Raw genomic sequence first — 16,618 nt, forward strand, 5'->3', positions numbered from 1 at the left:
CATCCATGCTGGTCTTACGCCCGGTCGAGCAGAGCGACCTGCCCCAGCTACAGCAACTGGCCCGCGACAGTCTGGTCGGCGTGACCTCGTTGCCTGACGACCGCGAACGCCTGCGCGACAAGATTGCCGCCTCCTGCGCTTCGTTCGACAGCGAAGCGGCAGCGCAGGGCCCGGAGAACTATTTTTTCGTCCTGCAAGACCTCGACAGCCAACAACTGCTCGGCTGCTCGGAGATCCTCGCCACCGCCGGTTTCAACGAGCCGTTCTACAGCCTGCGCAACCGTCACTTCACCAGTGCCTCGCGGGAGCTGAACATCGAACACGGGGTGCCGGCATTGTCGTTGTGCCATGACCTCAGCGGCCACACCTTGCTGCGCGGTTTCCACATCGATGCGAAGCTGGTGCGCACAGTATTTTCCGAGCTGCTGTCGCGGGCGCGCCTGCTGTTCATCGCCGCACACGCGCCACGCTTTGCCGAGACGGTGATTACCGAAATCGTCGGTTACAGCGACGCAGACGGCCATTCACCGTTCTGGGATGCACTGGGCAAACATTTCTTCGACTTGCCCTACCTCGAAGCCGAACGTCTGTGCGGATTGCAGAGCCGGACATTCCTCGCCGAACTGATGCCGCAATACCCGATTTACGTGCCGATGTTGCCGCAAGCGGCGCAGGACTGTATTGGCAAGATTCACCCGGACGGCCAGGAAGCGTTCGACATCCTGGCGCGGGAAGGTTTTGAGACCAACAGCTACATCGACCTGTTCGATGCCGGCCCGACGCTGTATGCGCGCACGGCGAACATCCGCTCGATCGCACGCAGCCAAATTGTCGCGGTGCAACAACAGCCACGCATCGATGCGCGCGGGCGTTACCTGCTGAGCAACGATGCACTGCACGGTTTTCGAGCCGTTGTGGCCGAACTCGATTATCAACCCGATCAACCGCTGTGCCTCACCCCCGCCCTCTGTGCGGCGCTGAACGTGACCGAGGGCAGCCCGATCCGGCTGATTGCCCTGTGAACCGCGCCCGGTTCCGAACCCCACGACAGCGCCCCGCCAGGCGCGCAAAAGGAGTTACAGCATGATTGTCCGTCCGGTCAAAGTCAGCGACCTGCCCGCCTTGATGACCCTGGTGCAGCAGGCGGGCCCGGGGTTCACGACCCTGCCGGCCAACGAAGACCGCCTCGCTCACCGGGTGCGCTGGGCACAGCGCGCTTTCGCCGAACAGGTGGAGCGCGCCGACGCCGATTATCTGTTTGTGCTCGAGGACGACGAATCGCGCGTGGTCGGCGTCAGCGCGATGGCCGGCGCCATCGGCCTGCGCGAGCCCTGGTACAACTACCGGCTCGGCGTAACCGTCAGTTCAGCGCCGGACCTGGGCATTCAAAGGCAAATACCGACGTTATTTCTCAATAACGAGCTGACCGGCCAATCGGAGCTGTGCTCGCTGTTCCTGCGCCATGACCAGCGCGTCGGCAGTAACGGCCGCCTGCTATCGCTAGGCCGTCTGCTGTTCGTCGCCGAGTTTCCTCACCTGTTTGGCGAAAAGATGATTGCCGAACTGCGCGGCAATGCCGACGAGCAAGGCTGTTCGCCGTTCTGGGACAGCCTGGGCCGGCACTTCTTCCAGATGGACTTCAGCCATGCCGACCACTTGTCGGGATTGGGCAACAAAGCCTTTATTGCCGAACTGATGCCGCGCCAGCCGCTGTACACCTGCCTGCTCACCGAGGCGGCTCAGGCGGCTATCGGCCAGACGCATCCGAACACTGAACCTGCGCTGAAAATCCTCCAGGCCGAGGGGTTTGCCCACAAAGGCTACATCGATATTTTTGACGGTGGCCCGGTGATCGAAGCGCCGGTGCGCAATATCCGCACCGTGCGCGACAGCCTTGAACTGACCCTGAGCCTCGGCAGCCCGGACGATCAGGCGCCGTTGTGGCTGATCCACAACCGCCGTCTGGAGAATTGCCGAATCACCGTGGCCCGCGCCCGACGAGTCGGCGACAGCCTGGCGATCGACCGCCTCACCGCCAAACGCCTGCAGTTGCAACCGGGCAATTCGGTGCGGGCGGTGATGCTGCCCCATCAGCAACAGCAGGCCGCCGCTGCCTGAGACGCCGCTCCCCCCGTGGCGAGGACTTGCTCGCGTTCGAAGATGAATCCTTTCAGCTCGGGACTGCCATAAACGGCTCCCCGACAAATTCGTCATGATTATTGACCCACCCGCGTGATAGCCTTTTCACTCTTCGGCGTTGACACCTTTGCTCAAGCCTTTCCATTCCTTTGTATTGGTGGAACTCGTATGACCAGGCTTTCTCATCAAGATTTGCGCCGTAATTTTCGTCAGTTACTGGCCTCCGACACCTGCTACCACACGGCCTCGGTGTTTGATCCCATGTCGGCGCGCATCGCGGCCGACCTCGGTTTTGAAGTGGGGATTCTCGGTGGATCGGTGGCTTCGTTGCAGGTGCTGGGTGCACCGGACTTTGCCCTGATCACCCTCAGCGAATTCGCCGAACAGGCCACACGCATCGGCCGCGTCGCCCAGTTGCCGGTGATCGCCGACGCCGACCACGGTTACGGCAACGCCCTCAACGTGATGCGCACCATTGTCGAACTGGAACGCGCCGGCATTGCCGCCCTGACCATCGAAGACACCCTGCTGCCTGCGCAATTTGGCCGCAAATCCACTGACCTGATCACCGTCGCCGAAGGCGTTGGCAAGATCCGCGCGGCACTGGAAGCCCGGGTCGACACGGAAATGGCGATCATCGCCCGCACCAACGCCGGCATCCTGCCGATCCAGGAAATCATCAGCCGCACCCGCCAATATCAAGCCGCGGGCGCCGATGGCATCTGCATGGTCGGCGTGCAGGATTTCGATCAACTGGAGCAAATCGCCGAACACCTGACGGTACCGCTGATGCTGGTGACTTACGGCAACCCGGCGCTGCACGACGACAAGCGCCTGGCCGAACTCGGCGTGCGCGTAACCATCGACGGGCATGGCGCCTATTTTGCGGCGATCAAGGCAACCTACGACAGCCTGCGCGAACAGCGGCAGATCTTCACCCAGGCCTCCGACCTGAGCGCCACCGAGTTGACGCACACTTATACCCAGCCGGAGGAATACATTCTCTGGGCCAAGGAATACATGAGCGTCAAGGAGTAATGTGAACGCCCTACCGGCGCCTTCGCGAGCAGGCTCGCTCCCACATTTGGTCCGTGGCGGACCCAAAACCTGTGGCCACTTAAGATCCCTGTGGGAGCGAGCCTGCTCGCGAAGGCCAACGCTCAGTCACCTTGCTTCTTGACAAGCACAACTCGAACCCGCACCACCCGTCGGATTCAAGCCCGCACCTGTCAGATCCTACAGGTGCGCAAGCCCTCCAATACGCGTTAACTCACTCCGTCACCTTTGCCCACGGAGTCAGCGCCATGTCCAGCCCCAGCGAGCCTCTCGTCCTCGCGGAACTCGATATCCCCGGTCGCACCGGCCCGGTAGCGGAAACTCCGGTGAAAATCTGGGGCATCAACATCGCGGCCGCGCTGGGCAATTTTCCACTTAATGGTCTGCTGTGCCAGGCGGGTCCGTGGGGGAACATGGCGGTTGGCGACACATTGACCCTCTATTGGGGCACCGGGCAAAACGTGTGGGTTGAAACCGTCGACAAGATCGAGGTCAACACGCAGCTCCGTATGTTCGTACCTTCCCGACACATGGTCGATGGCAGGTTCGCAGTGTCGTATACGGTCAAGCCCTTGGGCGGCACGGATCAACCGTCCGAAGTCATGCAGGTGCAGGTCAAGCTCACTCGCCCGGGCGGGCACGATGACAACGATGACAGTGGGCATTCCAAGCTGATCATGACGATTCCCAAGGAGATTGCTGACGGCGGTATCGACAAGGAAAACGTGGCCGAGGGCGTGCCGATCACCATCGGCAACAACGATGGCACGCCGCCTTATCCCTTTGCCGCGGCGGGCGATGTTATACGCATCAGCTGGGGTGGCGTTTTTATGTTCAGTGAGCCGCTGACCCAGGAACAGGCCGAAGGCAAAGCGCCGATCATCGTGACCATCACCGAAGCCGTCATCCGCGAGGCCGGTGATGCGGACTCTCCCGGCGTGGCCGTGGTGTTCGAGGTATACGACTGCGTATTCAACCGCTCCGAGGACTGGAGCCCCGAGCAGCGTGTGCCGGTGGCGGTGGATGCGACTCGGGCGGACGCGCCGTTGCTCAAGGAAACGCTGAACAATGTACTGGACGTCGACAAGCTGGGCGACGCCAATGGCACCGTGCAGATTATCGCCATGGATAAGAACAAGTTCGAGGTCGGTGACCTTGTATTCATCAGGATCAAGGGCACGCCCGTCGAAGGGCCGCCGATTGATTGGGAACCATCAGCAGGCGTGAAGCTGGAAAGTGTGCCGAGCGTTATGGAAATCATGGCGCCCAACGCCGTGCTGCGCCAGTTGGCCAAGTCGCAGATCACCTTGTCCTACCGCCTGGAAAAAGCCGATGCCTCTGCCGATTTACGCTCCAAAAGCCAGTTCATCCATGCCATCGGCGAAATCCGGCGGCTGGCCGCGCCGATCATGCTGGACGAGAACTCCGGGGCGCTGGACCCGACACTGCTGCAAATCAGTCTCGAGATTCCCTTCGACAAATCCTTTGTCGAAGGCCAGGTCCTCAAGATAGTCATGCTCGGCACCACGCCAGGCCTCAAGCCCTACCTGCCTGACCTGCCAACGCGCCCCATCACCCACAACGACATCGTCGAGGCGAAACCGTTGCAGCACAAGATTGACGGCGAGCATCTGACCCCGGTCAACGGTGGCACGGCCGAGTTCTATTACCAGCAACTGGTCGCCGCCGCGGTGCTTGCCACACTGGACCCGTTCGAGGCCACCCGGGCCGTTCGCGAGTCGATTCACACAAAGATCCTGCAAGTCGGCGAACCGCGCCTGGAACTGCCTGAACCGGTGGTGGCCGGCGTGGTGGACGGTGTGCTGCCCGCCGACACTGCCGGCACCACCTCGACCGTGCCGTACATCGAAACGGTCGCCGGCGACGAAGTCTTCATGTTCTGGATCGGTTCGCTCACCGGTGAGTACACCGACTCGATCAAGCTGAACGAGTTCACCGCCGGCAAGGAAGTACCGTTCAACATCGAAGCCAAGTTGATCAAGAACAATGAAGGCGGAGCGGTGATCGCCCGGTACGAAATCAAGCGCACGGCGGGCGGGACGAGTTATGCCGAGCCGCTGGAGTTCAGTGTTGGGATGGCGCTGGATCTCACCGCACCCGGTATCAAGGAAGCGCCGAACGGCACCAGCCTCGACCCGTTTGCGGCCAAGGAAGCCCTGACTGCGGTTGTTCCAGCCTTCGACAACATGGTCGGCACCCAGTTGAGCGTGACCTGGACCGGCACGGCTGGGCATGGTAGCCACACCACTGTGGCGATCACCGTGACCACGCAAGGGCCTCAAAACATTGTGTTACCCAACTCGCTTGTCGCACACAACTTGAGCGCATCAGTGACGGTGACCTACAGGGTGATCCACAATGACACGCCCTGGGATTCCAAGCCGTTTGTCCTGACCGTGCAGCCCATTGCACCGGGCGATACAAACCTGCCGGTTCCGAACATCAATGGAGCGGTGGGCAGCCAGCTGGATGTGGCCAATCTCGCGGATGACGCGAAAATACAGGTCGCCAAATGGCCCCTCCAGCTCTCCGGCCAGACCATCTGGCTGCGTTACGACGGCATCGGCAAAACGGGTAGCCCGGTAGAACTCGTGTTCTGGGCCGGGGCAGCGCATCACTATACGGACGGCTTGGTTTATGCCGCGCAGGTTGCATGGCTCCGTGAACTCAAAGATGGCAGTTCGCTGACGATCACCTTCAAGGTGAATTTTAATGGTGTGGCCGATGCCGGTACGGCGGTGAGTTTTCCGGTGAGGACTTACTTGATCGGCAATGCTATTGAGCTGGAGCCGCCAAGTATCAAAGAGGCTATCGGCAATTCACTGAATCCGTTTGCCGCCAAGGACACTCTGACTGCGGTTATCCCAGCCTACGACGACATGGTCGGCACCCAGTTGAGCGTGACCTGGACCGGCACGGCTGGGCATGGTAGCCACACCACTGTGGCGATCACCGTGACCACGCAAGGGCCTCAGAGCGTTCCGCTGCCCAACTCGGTGGTGCCCTTCAACCTGGGCAAGCCGGTGACAGTAATCTACACAATAATCAGCAATGGCACGCCCAAGGACTCCAAGCCCTTCCTCCTGGCGGTGCAACCGATTGCGCATGGCGATCCGCAGCTGGGCATGCCTCTGATCACGCAAGCGACTAACGGCGGTGCGGGTCCCGAGTTCGATGTCAGACAGTTGACCGCGGACGCGACCATCCGTGTAAATAGTTGGCCGCTGATTGCGCTACGGCAATATGTCTGGTTGGAGCTGGAAGGCACCAACAAAGATGACAGCGTTTATGCGAAAACATTCTGGCAGCCGCCTGGCGGAACAACCAACGACAGGTGGATCAGCCAAGGCTATTACACGCATCCGATTCCACTGGCCGATCTGAAGAATCTGAAGGACGGCAGTGAGTTGAACGTGATATTCAAGGCAGGGCTTGTCGGCAGTCAAGCGGTCGGCGAAGCGGTGAGTTTTCCGGTAAAAATCTATACCGTTAAGGTCTCCACATTGGAGATCGATACCACTCCTATGGTGCTGGATGGACTTCATGCGTACCTAGCTCCCGCCCCATATACTCCACCCTTTGAAAAAACACAGTACTTCTTAAGCCTAAACACCCATCAAACCCGTCACGCACAGGGTGGCAGCCCGCCTTACGAGTATGTCTCGTCGGATCCTACCGTCGCCTCTGTTACAAAAGGCTTAGTGGTGTCGACCGGAAATGGAACGGCAACCATCAGCGTGCACGATACGAAGGATGCAATTGTCAGCTACCAGGTTACCTGCGAGAACGTCTATGAACTGGTAATGGGACCATCCCCGCAAAACTATGCTCAGGCAATCGCCTGGTTATCAAACATAGGTGCGTCCCTAATTCCGCTCCAACCCCCCTTTAATTTAATATTGGCTTATGGTTTTCAACAGACAACCGGACCGCGAGTCGAATATTGGGCAAACTCCAGCAGCTCAGTTTATTATAAAACGTATAGTACCGGTCTCCCTGCACAATGGACGCAAGTGCCATTCGTTGCAGCGTTCAACGCCGAAGCCCCCCAGTCGGGTAATTCACTTTTTGTTCCTTTGGGGTATAGACCAAAGAGTGGAAAAAAATCACAGGTGCCCGACATGCGAGGCATTGAATGAACGACACGACTTTTTGATCATTCCCACGCTACGCGTGGGAATGCAGCCCGGAACGATCCGCGCCCCATCCAGAGCCGAACGCGGAGTGTCCGTCGAAACATCCCTTTGCCGCACGTGGGGACGTCCTCCTCACCTCGCCTTCGCCAACTCCATAATCATCCGCGACAACAGATAAATCCTTGGCGCCACGCTCGCCACCTCGGCATATTCTTCCGGCGTGTGAATATTGCCGCCGACAATCCCGAAGCCATCCAGCGTTGGCGTGCCCACCCCAGCCGACAGACTGGCATCCGCCGCGCCACCACTGCCCTCCTCGGTCAGTTTGCGGCCAATCTCGCCGTAAATTCCCTGGGCCATGGCCATCAAGCGATCCGATTCAGCCGTCTGCGGCATCGGCGGCAAACCGCGCTGCAACGACGTTTTCACTTGCGTCTCGGCAATCAATTTGTCCTGCGAGACCCGCGCCAGATCTTTTTCGATGCGGTCGAATTCTTCTGGCACGGCGGCGCGCACGTCAGCCTTGGCCGTGGCCTGATCAGGAATCACGTTGGTGCGATCACCCGCCTTGAGCACGGTGAAGTTGATGGTGGTTTTCTTCGCTTCATCACCCAGTTTGCCCAGTTGCAGAATCTGGTGCGCGGCTTCCATGGCGGCGTTGCGCCCCAGCTCCGGTGCGACACCGGCGTGCGCGGCTTTGCCCTTGACCTCGACCAGTGCCGTCGCGCTGCCCTTGCGCCACACCACCAGACCATCGGCGGGGCGACCCGGTTCGAGGTTGAGGGTCACGTCGTGCTGTTTGGCGGTTTTCTTGATCAGGTCGGTGGCGACGTCGGAGCCGGTTTCTTCGCTGGCGTCGAGCAGAAAGGTGATCTGCGCGTAGTCCTTGAAGTCGAGATTCTTCAGCACTTTCAGCGCGTAGATGCCGGCGACGATGCCGCCCTTGTCATCCATCACCCCCGGCCCATAAGCGCGGCCATCCTTGATGTGGAATGGCCGTTCGGCGGCGGAGCCTTCCTTGAACACCGTGTCCATGTGCGCCATCAGCAGGATTTTTGCCTTGCCGGTGCCTTTGAGCGTGGCGAGTACATGGTTGGACTTTTCCGGGGTGTTGGGCACCCGTTCGATGCTGGCGCCAAGCTTTTTCAGCTCATCGATAGCGATCTCGCTGACTTGCTTGAGACCGGGTTCGTAACCGGAACCGGAATCGATATTGACCAGGCGCTCCAGCAGTTTCAGCGCTTCAGGCTGGTATTGCTCGGCATCGGCGAGCATTTGTTTATGCGGTTCTGCGGAGGCGCTGGCGGCCGAGATTGCGAGGGACAGGCCAAGGCTGGCGGCGAGCAGCGAGCGGGGAAATGAGAACGTCATGAAGCAGTCCTTGTTTCGTGTCGGAGGGATTCAACCGTAACCGACATTGGCGCAAGGCTCTATAGCGGATGCGACACGCTCAAGACCGACACCGAACAAACCTGTAGGAGTGAGCCTGCTCGCGATAGCGTTGTGTCAGTTAGCAGTTAAATCACTGACAGATTGCTATCGCGAGCAGGCTCACTCCTACAGTTTTAATCGGCGGTGTCCCTTCAAACCGAATCCAGCACCGCCTGCCGGGGTTTGCTGTCGCTGTTGCAAATCACCCGGTTGCGTCCACTCGCCTTGGCTTCATACAAGGCCTGATCGGCATCATCCAGCCAGCGTGTGGCGTCGGCATGGCTCGGGTCATACGCGGCCAGGCCGATACTCAAGCTGACCTTTAATGCCGGGTTCTGCTCATACCCCAGAACTGCAAAACGCTCGCGCAAGGCTTCCATGGCCTGAGCGGCGTTGAACAGCGGCAATTCCGGCAGAATCACGCAGAACTCATCACCGCCGTATCGCCCGGCCACGTCGGTGGCGCGCAGATTCTGCTTGAGCAGTTTGCTCAACTGGCGCAACACAATATCCCCGGCGACGTGACCGTAGGTGTCGTTGATCGCCTTGAAATGATCGATGTCGATCAACGCAATCGCCGCACCCTGCTGCTGGCGTTTGCAGCGCTGAAAGGCGAGATCAAGTTGATCCTTCCACGCACCGTGATTAAGCAGGCCAGTCAGGCTGTCAGTTCGGCTTAACGCCAGCAGCTCGCGCTTGTGCCGCCCAAGGGTGTCGGCCTGACGAAAGCAGATCCAGCCCAGCGCCAATGGATACAGCAACAGCAACGGTAAGCAGGCGTAAAGCTGCAACGGTGATGTCGCCGGGATGAACGCTGGCATAAACACCACCAGCCCGACGCCGACGCCCAACAGTTGTGCTGCCGTCCCGGCGAGCAGAAATCGCCCACCACCGATGGCGACATTGTTCATCGCCATCATCGAAACAGTGGTCGCCGTGGGCAAGGGATTGAACTGCATGGCGGCGACCCAGAAGCCGCCCATGATCGCGTCGATCAGCAAATTGCGGTGTTCGGCGCGATACGGAATGCTCGAACGGCGTGCCCATTGAAACGCCAGATGCGGCCAGACCAGGCCGTTGAACAGCATCAGACTCCACACCCACAGCGGCGGATCGAGCGGGTACATCGCCACGCTGACACACATCAGCCCGAGCAGCAGCCCGAACACCCGCGACTTGTACAGCCTCCTTGCCAGTGAAAGTCCCTTTCCTCGCGTATTTCCCATAGGGGCCTCGACCGCGCGATGCAATGGTTACACCCCGACACGGATGTGTTCGGAGTCTATCAGGGTGGAGTTAAATAGCCATCACCGGCCAGCGGCCTGAATAGAGCGCTATCAGCACCGCACACGCGGCCCAGAGTTGGCTATAACTGAAACAGGGGAAATGGAAAAACAACTATAAGAAGGGGGTCCATGCACACCTACCATGTGTTGATCATCGGCAGCGGCTTCGGCGGCCAGTGTGCGGCGGTCAACCTGCTCAAGGCCGGGTTCGATGACTTTCGGATACTGGAGCGACGCGAGTTTTTCGGCGGTACCTGGTGCCAGAACACCTACCCCGGCGCAGCGGTGGACGTGCCGTCGCCGCTGTACTCGCTGTCATTCGCGCCCTACCGCTGGTCGCAGATGTTTGCCGGCCAGGCAGAACTGCGGCGCTACACCGAGCAGGTGATCGAGCGATTCGGCCTGCGTGAACGGGTGGAGCTGCAAGCCGAGGTCGAGCGCGTCGCATGGGACGAGGCGGAAAAACGCTGGGCGGTGCATACCCGCGCCAAGGGCAGCTTTTACGCGCAGTTCCTGGTCAATGCCACAGGGCCGTTGAGTCAGCCGGTCATCCCGCGCTTTCCTGGGCAAGATCGCTTTCAGGGCAAGACGTTTCATACAAACCATTGGGATCACAGCTACGATTATCGCGGTAAACGCGTGGCGATTGTCGGCAGCGGCGCCAGCGCGGCGCAGGTCATTCCGGCGATTGCGCCGCAGGTCGAACACCTGCATGTGTTTCAGCGCACACCGCACTGGGTGCTGCCGCGCGCTGATCGCACATTCGGCCGTTTCCAACGCTGGCTGCTCGGTTTGAAACCGGCCTATACGCTGCTGCGCTGGCTGATTTACTGGCAGTTCGAGACCCGGGTGATCGCCTTCAAATACTCGAAACCGGCGATTCGTCTGGTGCAACAACAGGCGTTGCGCTTTCTCAAGCGCCAGGTGCCGGACCCGGTGCTGCGACAGAAACTCACCCCTGACTTCACCATCGGCTGCAAACGGGTGCTGGTGTCCAGCACGTATTACCCGGCGCTGAACCGCGCCAACGTTACGCTGCACAATCGCGAGCAAGGCATCGCCTCGATTGATGAAACCGGGATAAACACCGAGGACGACCGGCACATCGAAGTGGACCTGATCGTTTGGTCGACCGGTTACGACGCCACCGATGGCGTCATTTCCTACCCGGTCAGCGGCAAAAACGCCGTGCAACTCAGAGAGGTCTGGGCCGAATACCCGCGCGCCTATCTGGGTACCAGCCTGCCGGACTTTCCTAACCTGTTCATCGTTACAGGCCCCAACACCGGCATCGGTCATACCTCGGCGCTGTTCATCATCGAATCACAGATGAACTACATCCTCGACTGCATTCGCACCGTGCAGGCCAACGGCTTGCGCAGCATCGAAGTGCGCCATGACGCGGAACGTACCTACACTGCAATGATCCACCGGGAAATGCAGCGCACGGTTTGGAAGTCCGGCGGCTGCCACAGTTGGTACCAGAGCAGGAGCGGTCATGTGATCGCCATGTTTCCCGGCTTCAGTTTCAGTTATCACCGGCTGACCCGGGCACTGAAACCGGCCGACCATATTTTCTCTTGAACACGTAAAAGGAAGACGTCGATGCTTTTGCTGTTTGTCGCTCTCGCGGTTTTCCTGGCCTGGAGCTGGTTGAGTTATCCGGCGGTCGGCCACTGGCTGTATGACCTGAGCATGGCGATCGAGGCCAAGCTGTACAAATTGCACAAGATCGACGTGCCCATCGCCGAGATGAGCGTGTCGACCTGGCAGGGCGGGCCGTATGAAGCGTCGAGCGCGATTCTGATGCTCCACGGCTTCAGCGCCGACAAGAACCTGTGGCTGCGCTGCGCGCGGCATTTCGTCCGCCAGTATCGGGTGATCATTCCGGACCTGGCCGGCCACGGCGAAACCGGCTTCAAGGCCGGCGGCGGCTACGACATCCCGGTTCAGGCCAAGCGCATGATTCAACTGCTCGATGTCTGCGGCGTGGAGAAAGTCCATGTGGTCGGCAATTCCATGGGCGGCTACATCGCAGCGTGGCTGGCGGCGACCTATCCGGAGCGGATCGCCTCGGTCGCACTGATCGACCCGGCTGGCGTCACCGCACCGCAGCCGAGCGACATGGAACGTCACCTGGCCCGGGGGCACAATCCGTTTCTGATTGATTCCCGCGAGGATTTCCAGCGCTTGTACGCCATGACCATGGAATCGCCTCCGTGGGTGCCGAAACTGGTGCTGGATGCCGTTGCCCAGCGTTACGAGCAGCAACGCGATGAACTCGAGGAGATCTTCCGCGACTTTCATGCCAGCCCGCCGATGGAGCCAAAGCTGCCCGAAATCAAATGCCCGGCGCTGTTGCTGTGGGGGCGCAAGGATCGCTTGATCGACGTCAGCAGCGTGCCGGTCTGGAGCAAGGGCATCGCCAATCTGCGGGTCGATGTCTGGGATCACGTCGGGCACATGCCGATGGTCGAGCAGCCGGGGAATACCGCGCGGCTGTATGAAGAATTCCTGCGAGGTCAAAAATGACAGTGCACCCTGTGGCGAGGGAGCTTGCTCCCGCTGGGGCGCGAAGCGGCCCCGATCCTGCAAACGCGATGTTTGTGTTTGGACATGCTGGCATTGGGTCTGCTGCGCAGCCCAGCGGGAGCAAGCTCCCTCGCCACAGGTGGGTATTTCTGTTCCAGGCAATCGGCGGCTGACCATGAACATCCTTTACGACGAGCGCCTCGACGGACCACTCCCCGAGGTGAACAAGGCCGAACTGCTCAAGAGCTTGCAGCAGGCGCTGCCGGATCTGGACATTCTGTGGCGCGAGGACGAACTCAAACCCTACGAATGCGACGGTCTCTCCGCCTACCGCACCACACCGATGCTGGTGGTCCTGCCCCGTCGACTCGAGCAGGTGCAAACCCTGCTCAGGCTCTGTCATGAACATCACATTCCGGTGGTTGCCCGTGGCGCAGGCACCGGTTTGTCCGGTGGCGCCTTGCCCCTGGAAAAAGGCGTGCTGCTGGTCATGGCGCGGTTCAACAACATCCTGCACATCGACTCGGCCGCCCGCACCGCACGGGTCCAGCCAGGGGTGCGCAATCTCGCCATATCCCAGGCCGCCGCGCCTTTCGGGCTGTATTACGCGCCCGACCCGTCCTCGCAGATCGCCTGCTCGATTGGCGGCAATGTCGCGGAAAATGCCGGCGGCGTGCATTGCCTCAAGTACGGTCTGACCGTGCACAACCTGCTGAAAATCGAAGTGCTGACCATCGAAGGAGAGCGCCTGACCTTGGGGTCCGAGGCCCTTGATTCGCCGGGCTTCGACTTGCTCGCACTGTTCACCGGTTCCGAAGGATTGCTGGGGATCATCACCGAAGTCACAGTCAAACTGCTGCCCCGCCCGCAAGTCGCCAAGGTGCTGCTGGGCAGTTTCGATTCGGTGGAAAAAGCCGGCCGCGCGGTCGCCGACATCATCGCCGCCGGGATTATTCCCGGCGGCCTGGAGATGATGGACAACCTCGCCATCCGCGCCGCCGAGGACTTTATCCACGCCGGCTACCCGGTCGATGCCGAGGCCATTCTGCTGTGCGAACTCGATGGCGTGGAGGCCGATGTCCACGACGATTGCCAACGGGTGCGCGAAGTCATGACCCGCGCCGGCGCCAGCGAAGTGCGCCAGGCCCGGGACGAAGCCGAACGTGTGCGTTTCTGGGCCGGGCGTAAAAATGCCTTTCCGGCCATCGGGCGTCTGTCTCCCGATTATTACTGCATGGACGGCACCATCCCGCGCCGCGAATTGCCCGCCGTTTTGCAGGGCATCGCCCGTCTCGGCGAGGAATATGGCTTGCGCGTGGCGAATGTGTTCCATGCCGGTGACGGCAACATGCACCCGCTGATTCTGTTCGACGCCAACCAGCCAGGTGAACTGCATCGCGCCGAGGCGCTGGGTGGCAAAATTCTTGAATTGTGCGTGCAGGTCGGCGGTAGCATTACCGGTGAACACGGGGTGGGCCGAGAGAAAATCAATCAGATGTGCGCGCAATTCAACAGCGATGAGTTGCTGCTGTTCCACGCAGTCAAAGCCGCGTTCGATCCACAAGGCCTGCTCAATCCCGGCAAGAACATCCCGACCCTGCACCGCTGCGCCGAGTTCGGCGCGATGCACATCCATGCCGGGCAACTGCCCTTCCCCGAGCTGGAGCGTTTCTGATGGCCGATCTCGATGCCGCCGACGCACTGCTTGATCAAGTCAGAACAGCGCTAGCCAATGCCACGCCAATAAAAATCCAGGGTGGCAACAGCAAGGCGTTTCTCGGTCGCGAGGTGGCCGGCGAAGTGCTCGATACCCGCGTGCATCGCGGCATCGTGCGTTACGAACCGACCGAACTGGTGGTCACGGCGCGTGCTGGCACACCGTTGTCCGAGCTGCTCGCAACGCTGAACGCCGCCGGGCAGATGTTGCCATGCGAACCACCGTCGTTTACCGACAGCGCCACGGTGGGCGGCATGATCGCGACCGGGTTGTCCGGACCACGCCGGCCGTGGTCCGGCTCGGTACGCGATTTTGTGTTGGGCACGCGAGTCATCACCGGCCTCGGCCAGCATTTGCGCTTCGGCGGCGAGGTGATGAAAAACGTCGCCGGGTATGACCTGTCGCGGCTGCTGGCTGGCAGTTTCGGTTGCCTCGGCGTAGTGACCGAAGTGTCGCTGAAAGTGCTGCCCAAACCTCGCCAATGCCTGAGCATCCGACTCGATATCGACTGTGCCCGCGCCTTGAGCAAACTCGCCGAATGGGGTCAGCAGCCGCTGCCTATCAGCGCCGCGTGTCACGACGGGCGCAGCCTGTATTTGCGGCTGGAGGGTGGCGAAGGTTCAGTGGCAGCGGCGCATCAACGCCTCGGTGGCGAGCCGCTGGATTCGTCTTTCTGGGGCGATCTGAACGAGCAGCGCTTAAGCTTTTTCGATGAAGGCTTGCCACTGTGGCGGCTGTCATTGCCGAACAATCTCGGCCCGCTCGACCTGCCTGGCGAGCAACTGATCGACTGGGCCGGTGCGCAACGCTGGCTGAAATCCGAGCGCAGCGACATTCATGCCCTCGCCCACGCCTTCGGCGGCCACGCGACGTGCTTCACGCATGGCGCCATCAACTCACCGTTTCAACCACTGGCGCCGACGCTGCTGCGCTATCACCGACAACTCAAGGCACAACTCGACCCGCAAGGGCTGTTCAATCCCGGACGGATGTACGCCGAGGTCTGACCATGCAAACCACACTCAGCGAGCAGTCACGCCAATTGCCCCGCGCCGCCGAAGCGGAAAAGATCCTGCGCACCTGCGTGCATTGCGGATTCTGCAACGCGACGTGCCCGACCTATCAGCTGCTCGGTGATGAACTCGATGGCCCGCGCGGGCGTATTTATCTGATCAAGCAAGTGCTCGAAGGCGCGCCGGCCACCGAGCAGACGCAACTGCATCTGGACCGCTGCCTGTCGTGCCGCAATTGCGAAACCACCTGCCCGTCCGGCGTCGATTATCACAACTTGCTCGACATTGGCCGCGCGGTGGTCAATCACGCTGTGCCGCGCCCACCGGCCCAGCGTCTGCTCCGTGAAGGCTTGCGCGCATTGGCACCGAATCCGCGGTTGTTCAAGGGTTTGCTGCGAATGGGCGCGACGTTCCGCCCGCTGCTGCCGCGCTTGCTTGAAGACAAACTGCCGCAGCACTCGTCGGCGGCGGGTTCGCGCCCTGCTCCGCGGCATGCCCGCCGCGTCTTGCTGCTGGAAGGTTGCGTCCAACCGGGCCTGTCGCCGAACACCAACGCCGCAACCGCACGGGTCCTTGATCGTCTGGGAATCAGCGTCACGCCAGTGGCTGAAGCCGGTTGTTGCGGAGCGCTGGACTATCACCTTGATGCGCAGGCCAGAGGCCTCGACCGCGCCCGACAGAACATCGACGCGTGGTGGCCGCATGTGCAGAGCGGCGCCGAAGCCATCGTCCAGACCGCCAGCGGCTGCGGCGCATTCATCAAGGACTACGCGCATTTGCTGGCGAACGATCCGGCTTATGCCAACAAGGCGCGACAGATAAGCGAACGCAGCGTCGATCTTGTGCAAATCCTCGCGCAGGAACCGCTGGAGCAGATCTGCGCCGCCACTGAGCGTCGTATCGCCGTGCACTGTCCTTGCACCTTGCAGCACGCGTTGAAACTCGGCGGCGCGGTGGAAGCCGTGCTGACGCGCCTGGGTTTCAACCTCACCCCGGTGCCGGACGGCCACCTGTGCTGCGGCTCGGCAGGCACTTACTCGCTGACCCAACCGGTATTGGCCAGACAGTTGCGCGACAACCGCCTGAATGCCTTGGAAAGCGGCGACCCGGAGCTGATCGTCACCGCCAACATCGGCTGCCAAAGCCATTTGGCCAGCGCCGGCCGCACCCCGGTTTTGCACTGGATCGAACTGGTGGATCAGTCGTTGGCAGAATGAAGTTCGTAGGATTCTTCGTTTGCCCGCGTGGGCGAAGGCTGCGATCTTTTCCGTCATTCATTCCGTGACC

General features: G+C 60.8%; 11 protein-coding genes. 9 read left to right on the forward strand and 2 right to left on the reverse strand.

Going from position 1 to position 16,618, the window contains the following annotated elements:
• Positions 1 to 5 precede the first annotated feature (5 nt).
• From HU739_RS07215 to HU739_RS07230, 4 genes are all read left to right on the forward strand, one after another.
• Positions 6 to 1,022 (forward strand): arginine N-succinyltransferase, encoded by a 1,017-nt coding sequence (locus tag HU739_RS07215; RefSeq protein ID WP_186551657.1) that lies wholly within the window; start codon positions 6 to 8, stop codon positions 1,020 to 1,022.
• A gap of 61 nt (positions 1,023 to 1,083) precedes the next feature.
• Positions 1,084 to 2,118, forward strand: a complete 1,035-nt coding sequence (gene astA / locus HU739_RS07220; RefSeq protein ID WP_186551658.1) for an arginine N-succinyltransferase — start codon at positions 1,084 to 1,086, stop codon at positions 2,116 to 2,118.
• A 189-nt stretch (positions 2,119 to 2,307) separates the two neighbouring features.
• Positions 2,308 to 3,177, forward strand: coding sequence for an isocitrate lyase/PEP mutase family protein (locus tag HU739_RS07225; protein WP_186551659.1), 870 nt, complete (start codon positions 2,308 to 2,310; stop codon positions 3,175 to 3,177).
• A gap of 266 nt (positions 3,178 to 3,443) precedes the next feature.
• Positions 3,444 to 7,355 (forward strand): hypothetical protein, encoded by a 3,912-nt coding sequence (locus tag HU739_RS07230; protein ID WP_217844304.1) that lies wholly within the window; start codon positions 3,444 to 3,446, stop codon positions 7,353 to 7,355.
• Positions 7,356 to 7,484: 129 nt separating this feature from the next.
• Here HU739_RS07230 and HU739_RS07235 read toward each other — a convergent pair whose 3' ends face one another.
• Together HU739_RS07235 and HU739_RS07240 are read right to left on the reverse strand one after the other, a co-directional pair.
• Positions 7,485 to 8,723, reverse strand: a complete 1,239-nt coding sequence (locus HU739_RS07235) for a M20/M25/M40 family metallo-hydrolase (RefSeq protein ID WP_186551960.1) — start codon at positions 8,721 to 8,723, stop codon at positions 7,485 to 7,487.
• A 212-nt stretch (positions 8,724 to 8,935) separates the two neighbouring features.
• Positions 8,936 to 10,009 (reverse strand): diguanylate cyclase, encoded by a 1,074-nt coding sequence (locus tag HU739_RS07240; protein WP_186551961.1) that lies wholly within the window; start codon positions 10,007 to 10,009, stop codon positions 8,936 to 8,938.
• Positions 10,010 to 10,198: 189 nt separating this feature from the next.
• On the opposite strand from HU739_RS07240, the gene HU739_RS07245 reads away from it, so the two are divergent.
• The 5 genes from HU739_RS07245 to glcF all read left to right on the forward strand — a co-directional run bounded on the left by HU739_RS07245 (position 10,199) and on the right by glcF (position 16,548).
• Positions 10,199 to 11,653, forward strand: coding sequence for a flavin-containing monooxygenase (locus tag HU739_RS07245; protein WP_186551962.1), 1,455 nt, complete (start codon positions 10,199 to 10,201; stop codon positions 11,651 to 11,653).
• Between the two features lie 21 nt (positions 11,654 to 11,674).
• The gene (locus HU739_RS07250) at positions 11,675 to 12,601 is read left to right on the forward strand and encodes an alpha/beta fold hydrolase (protein ID WP_186551963.1); all 927 of its coding nucleotides are present in this window, start codon (positions 11,675 to 11,677) and stop codon (positions 12,599 to 12,601) included.
• 175 nt (positions 12,602 to 12,776) lie between these two features.
• Positions 12,777 to 14,276: a glycolate oxidase subunit GlcD gene (glcD, locus tag HU739_RS07255; protein WP_186551964.1), complete on the forward strand. Its 1,500-nt coding sequence runs from the start codon at positions 12,777 to 12,779 to the stop codon at positions 14,274 to 14,276.
• The gene (gene glcE / locus HU739_RS07260; RefSeq protein ID WP_186551965.1) at positions 14,276 to 15,325 is read left to right on the forward strand and encodes a glycolate oxidase subunit GlcE; all 1,050 of its coding nucleotides are present in this window, start codon (positions 14,276 to 14,278) and stop codon (positions 15,323 to 15,325) included. The genes glcD and glcE overlap by 1 nt, the downstream gene beginning before the upstream one ends.
• 2 nt (positions 15,326 to 15,327) lie before the next feature.
• The gene (gene glcF / locus HU739_RS07265) at positions 15,328 to 16,548 is read left to right on the forward strand and encodes a glycolate oxidase subunit GlcF (RefSeq protein WP_186551966.1); all 1,221 of its coding nucleotides are present in this window, start codon (positions 15,328 to 15,330) and stop codon (positions 16,546 to 16,548) included.
• The last annotated feature ends 70 nt before the right edge of the window (positions 16,549 to 16,618 follow it).

Origin of the sequence: Pseudomonas hamedanensis (assembly GCF_014268595.2) — a bacterium.
GTDB lineage: Bacteria > Pseudomonadota > Gammaproteobacteria > Pseudomonadales > Pseudomonadaceae > Aquipseudomonas > Aquipseudomonas hamedanensis.

Coding starts and splice junctions, on each gene's coding strand:
- HU739_RS07215 (WP_186551657.1), top strand. CDS start 6: ATGCTGGTCTTACGCCCGGTCGAGCAGAGCGACCTGCCCCAGCTACAG.
- astA (WP_186551658.1), top strand. CDS start 1,084: ATGATTGTCCGTCCGGTCAAAGTCAGCGACCTGCCCGCCTTGATGACC.
- HU739_RS07225 (WP_186551659.1), top strand. CDS start 2,308: ATGACCAGGCTTTCTCATCAAGATTTGCGCCGTAATTTTCGTCAGTTA.
- HU739_RS07230 (WP_217844304.1), top strand. CDS start 3,444: ATGTCCAGCCCCAGCGAGCCTCTCGTCCTCGCGGAACTCGATATCCCC.
- HU739_RS07235 (WP_186551960.1), bottom strand. CDS start 8,723: ATGACGTTCTCATTTCCCCGCTCGCTGCTCGCCGCCAGCCTTGGCCTG.
- HU739_RS07240 (WP_186551961.1), bottom strand. CDS start 10,009: ATGGGAAATACGCGAGGAAAGGGACTTTCACTGGCAAGGAGGCTGTAC.
- HU739_RS07245 (WP_186551962.1), top strand. CDS start 10,199: ATGCACACCTACCATGTGTTGATCATCGGCAGCGGCTTCGGCGGCCAG.
- HU739_RS07250 (WP_186551963.1), top strand. CDS start 11,675: ATGCTTTTGCTGTTTGTCGCTCTCGCGGTTTTCCTGGCCTGGAGCTGG.
- glcD (WP_186551964.1), top strand. CDS start 12,777: ATGAACATCCTTTACGACGAGCGCCTCGACGGACCACTCCCCGAGGTG.
- glcE (WP_186551965.1), top strand. CDS start 14,276: ATGGCCGATCTCGATGCCGCCGACGCACTGCTTGATCAAGTCAGAACA.
- glcF (WP_186551966.1), top strand. CDS start 15,328: ATGCAAACCACACTCAGCGAGCAGTCACGCCAATTGCCCCGCGCCGCC.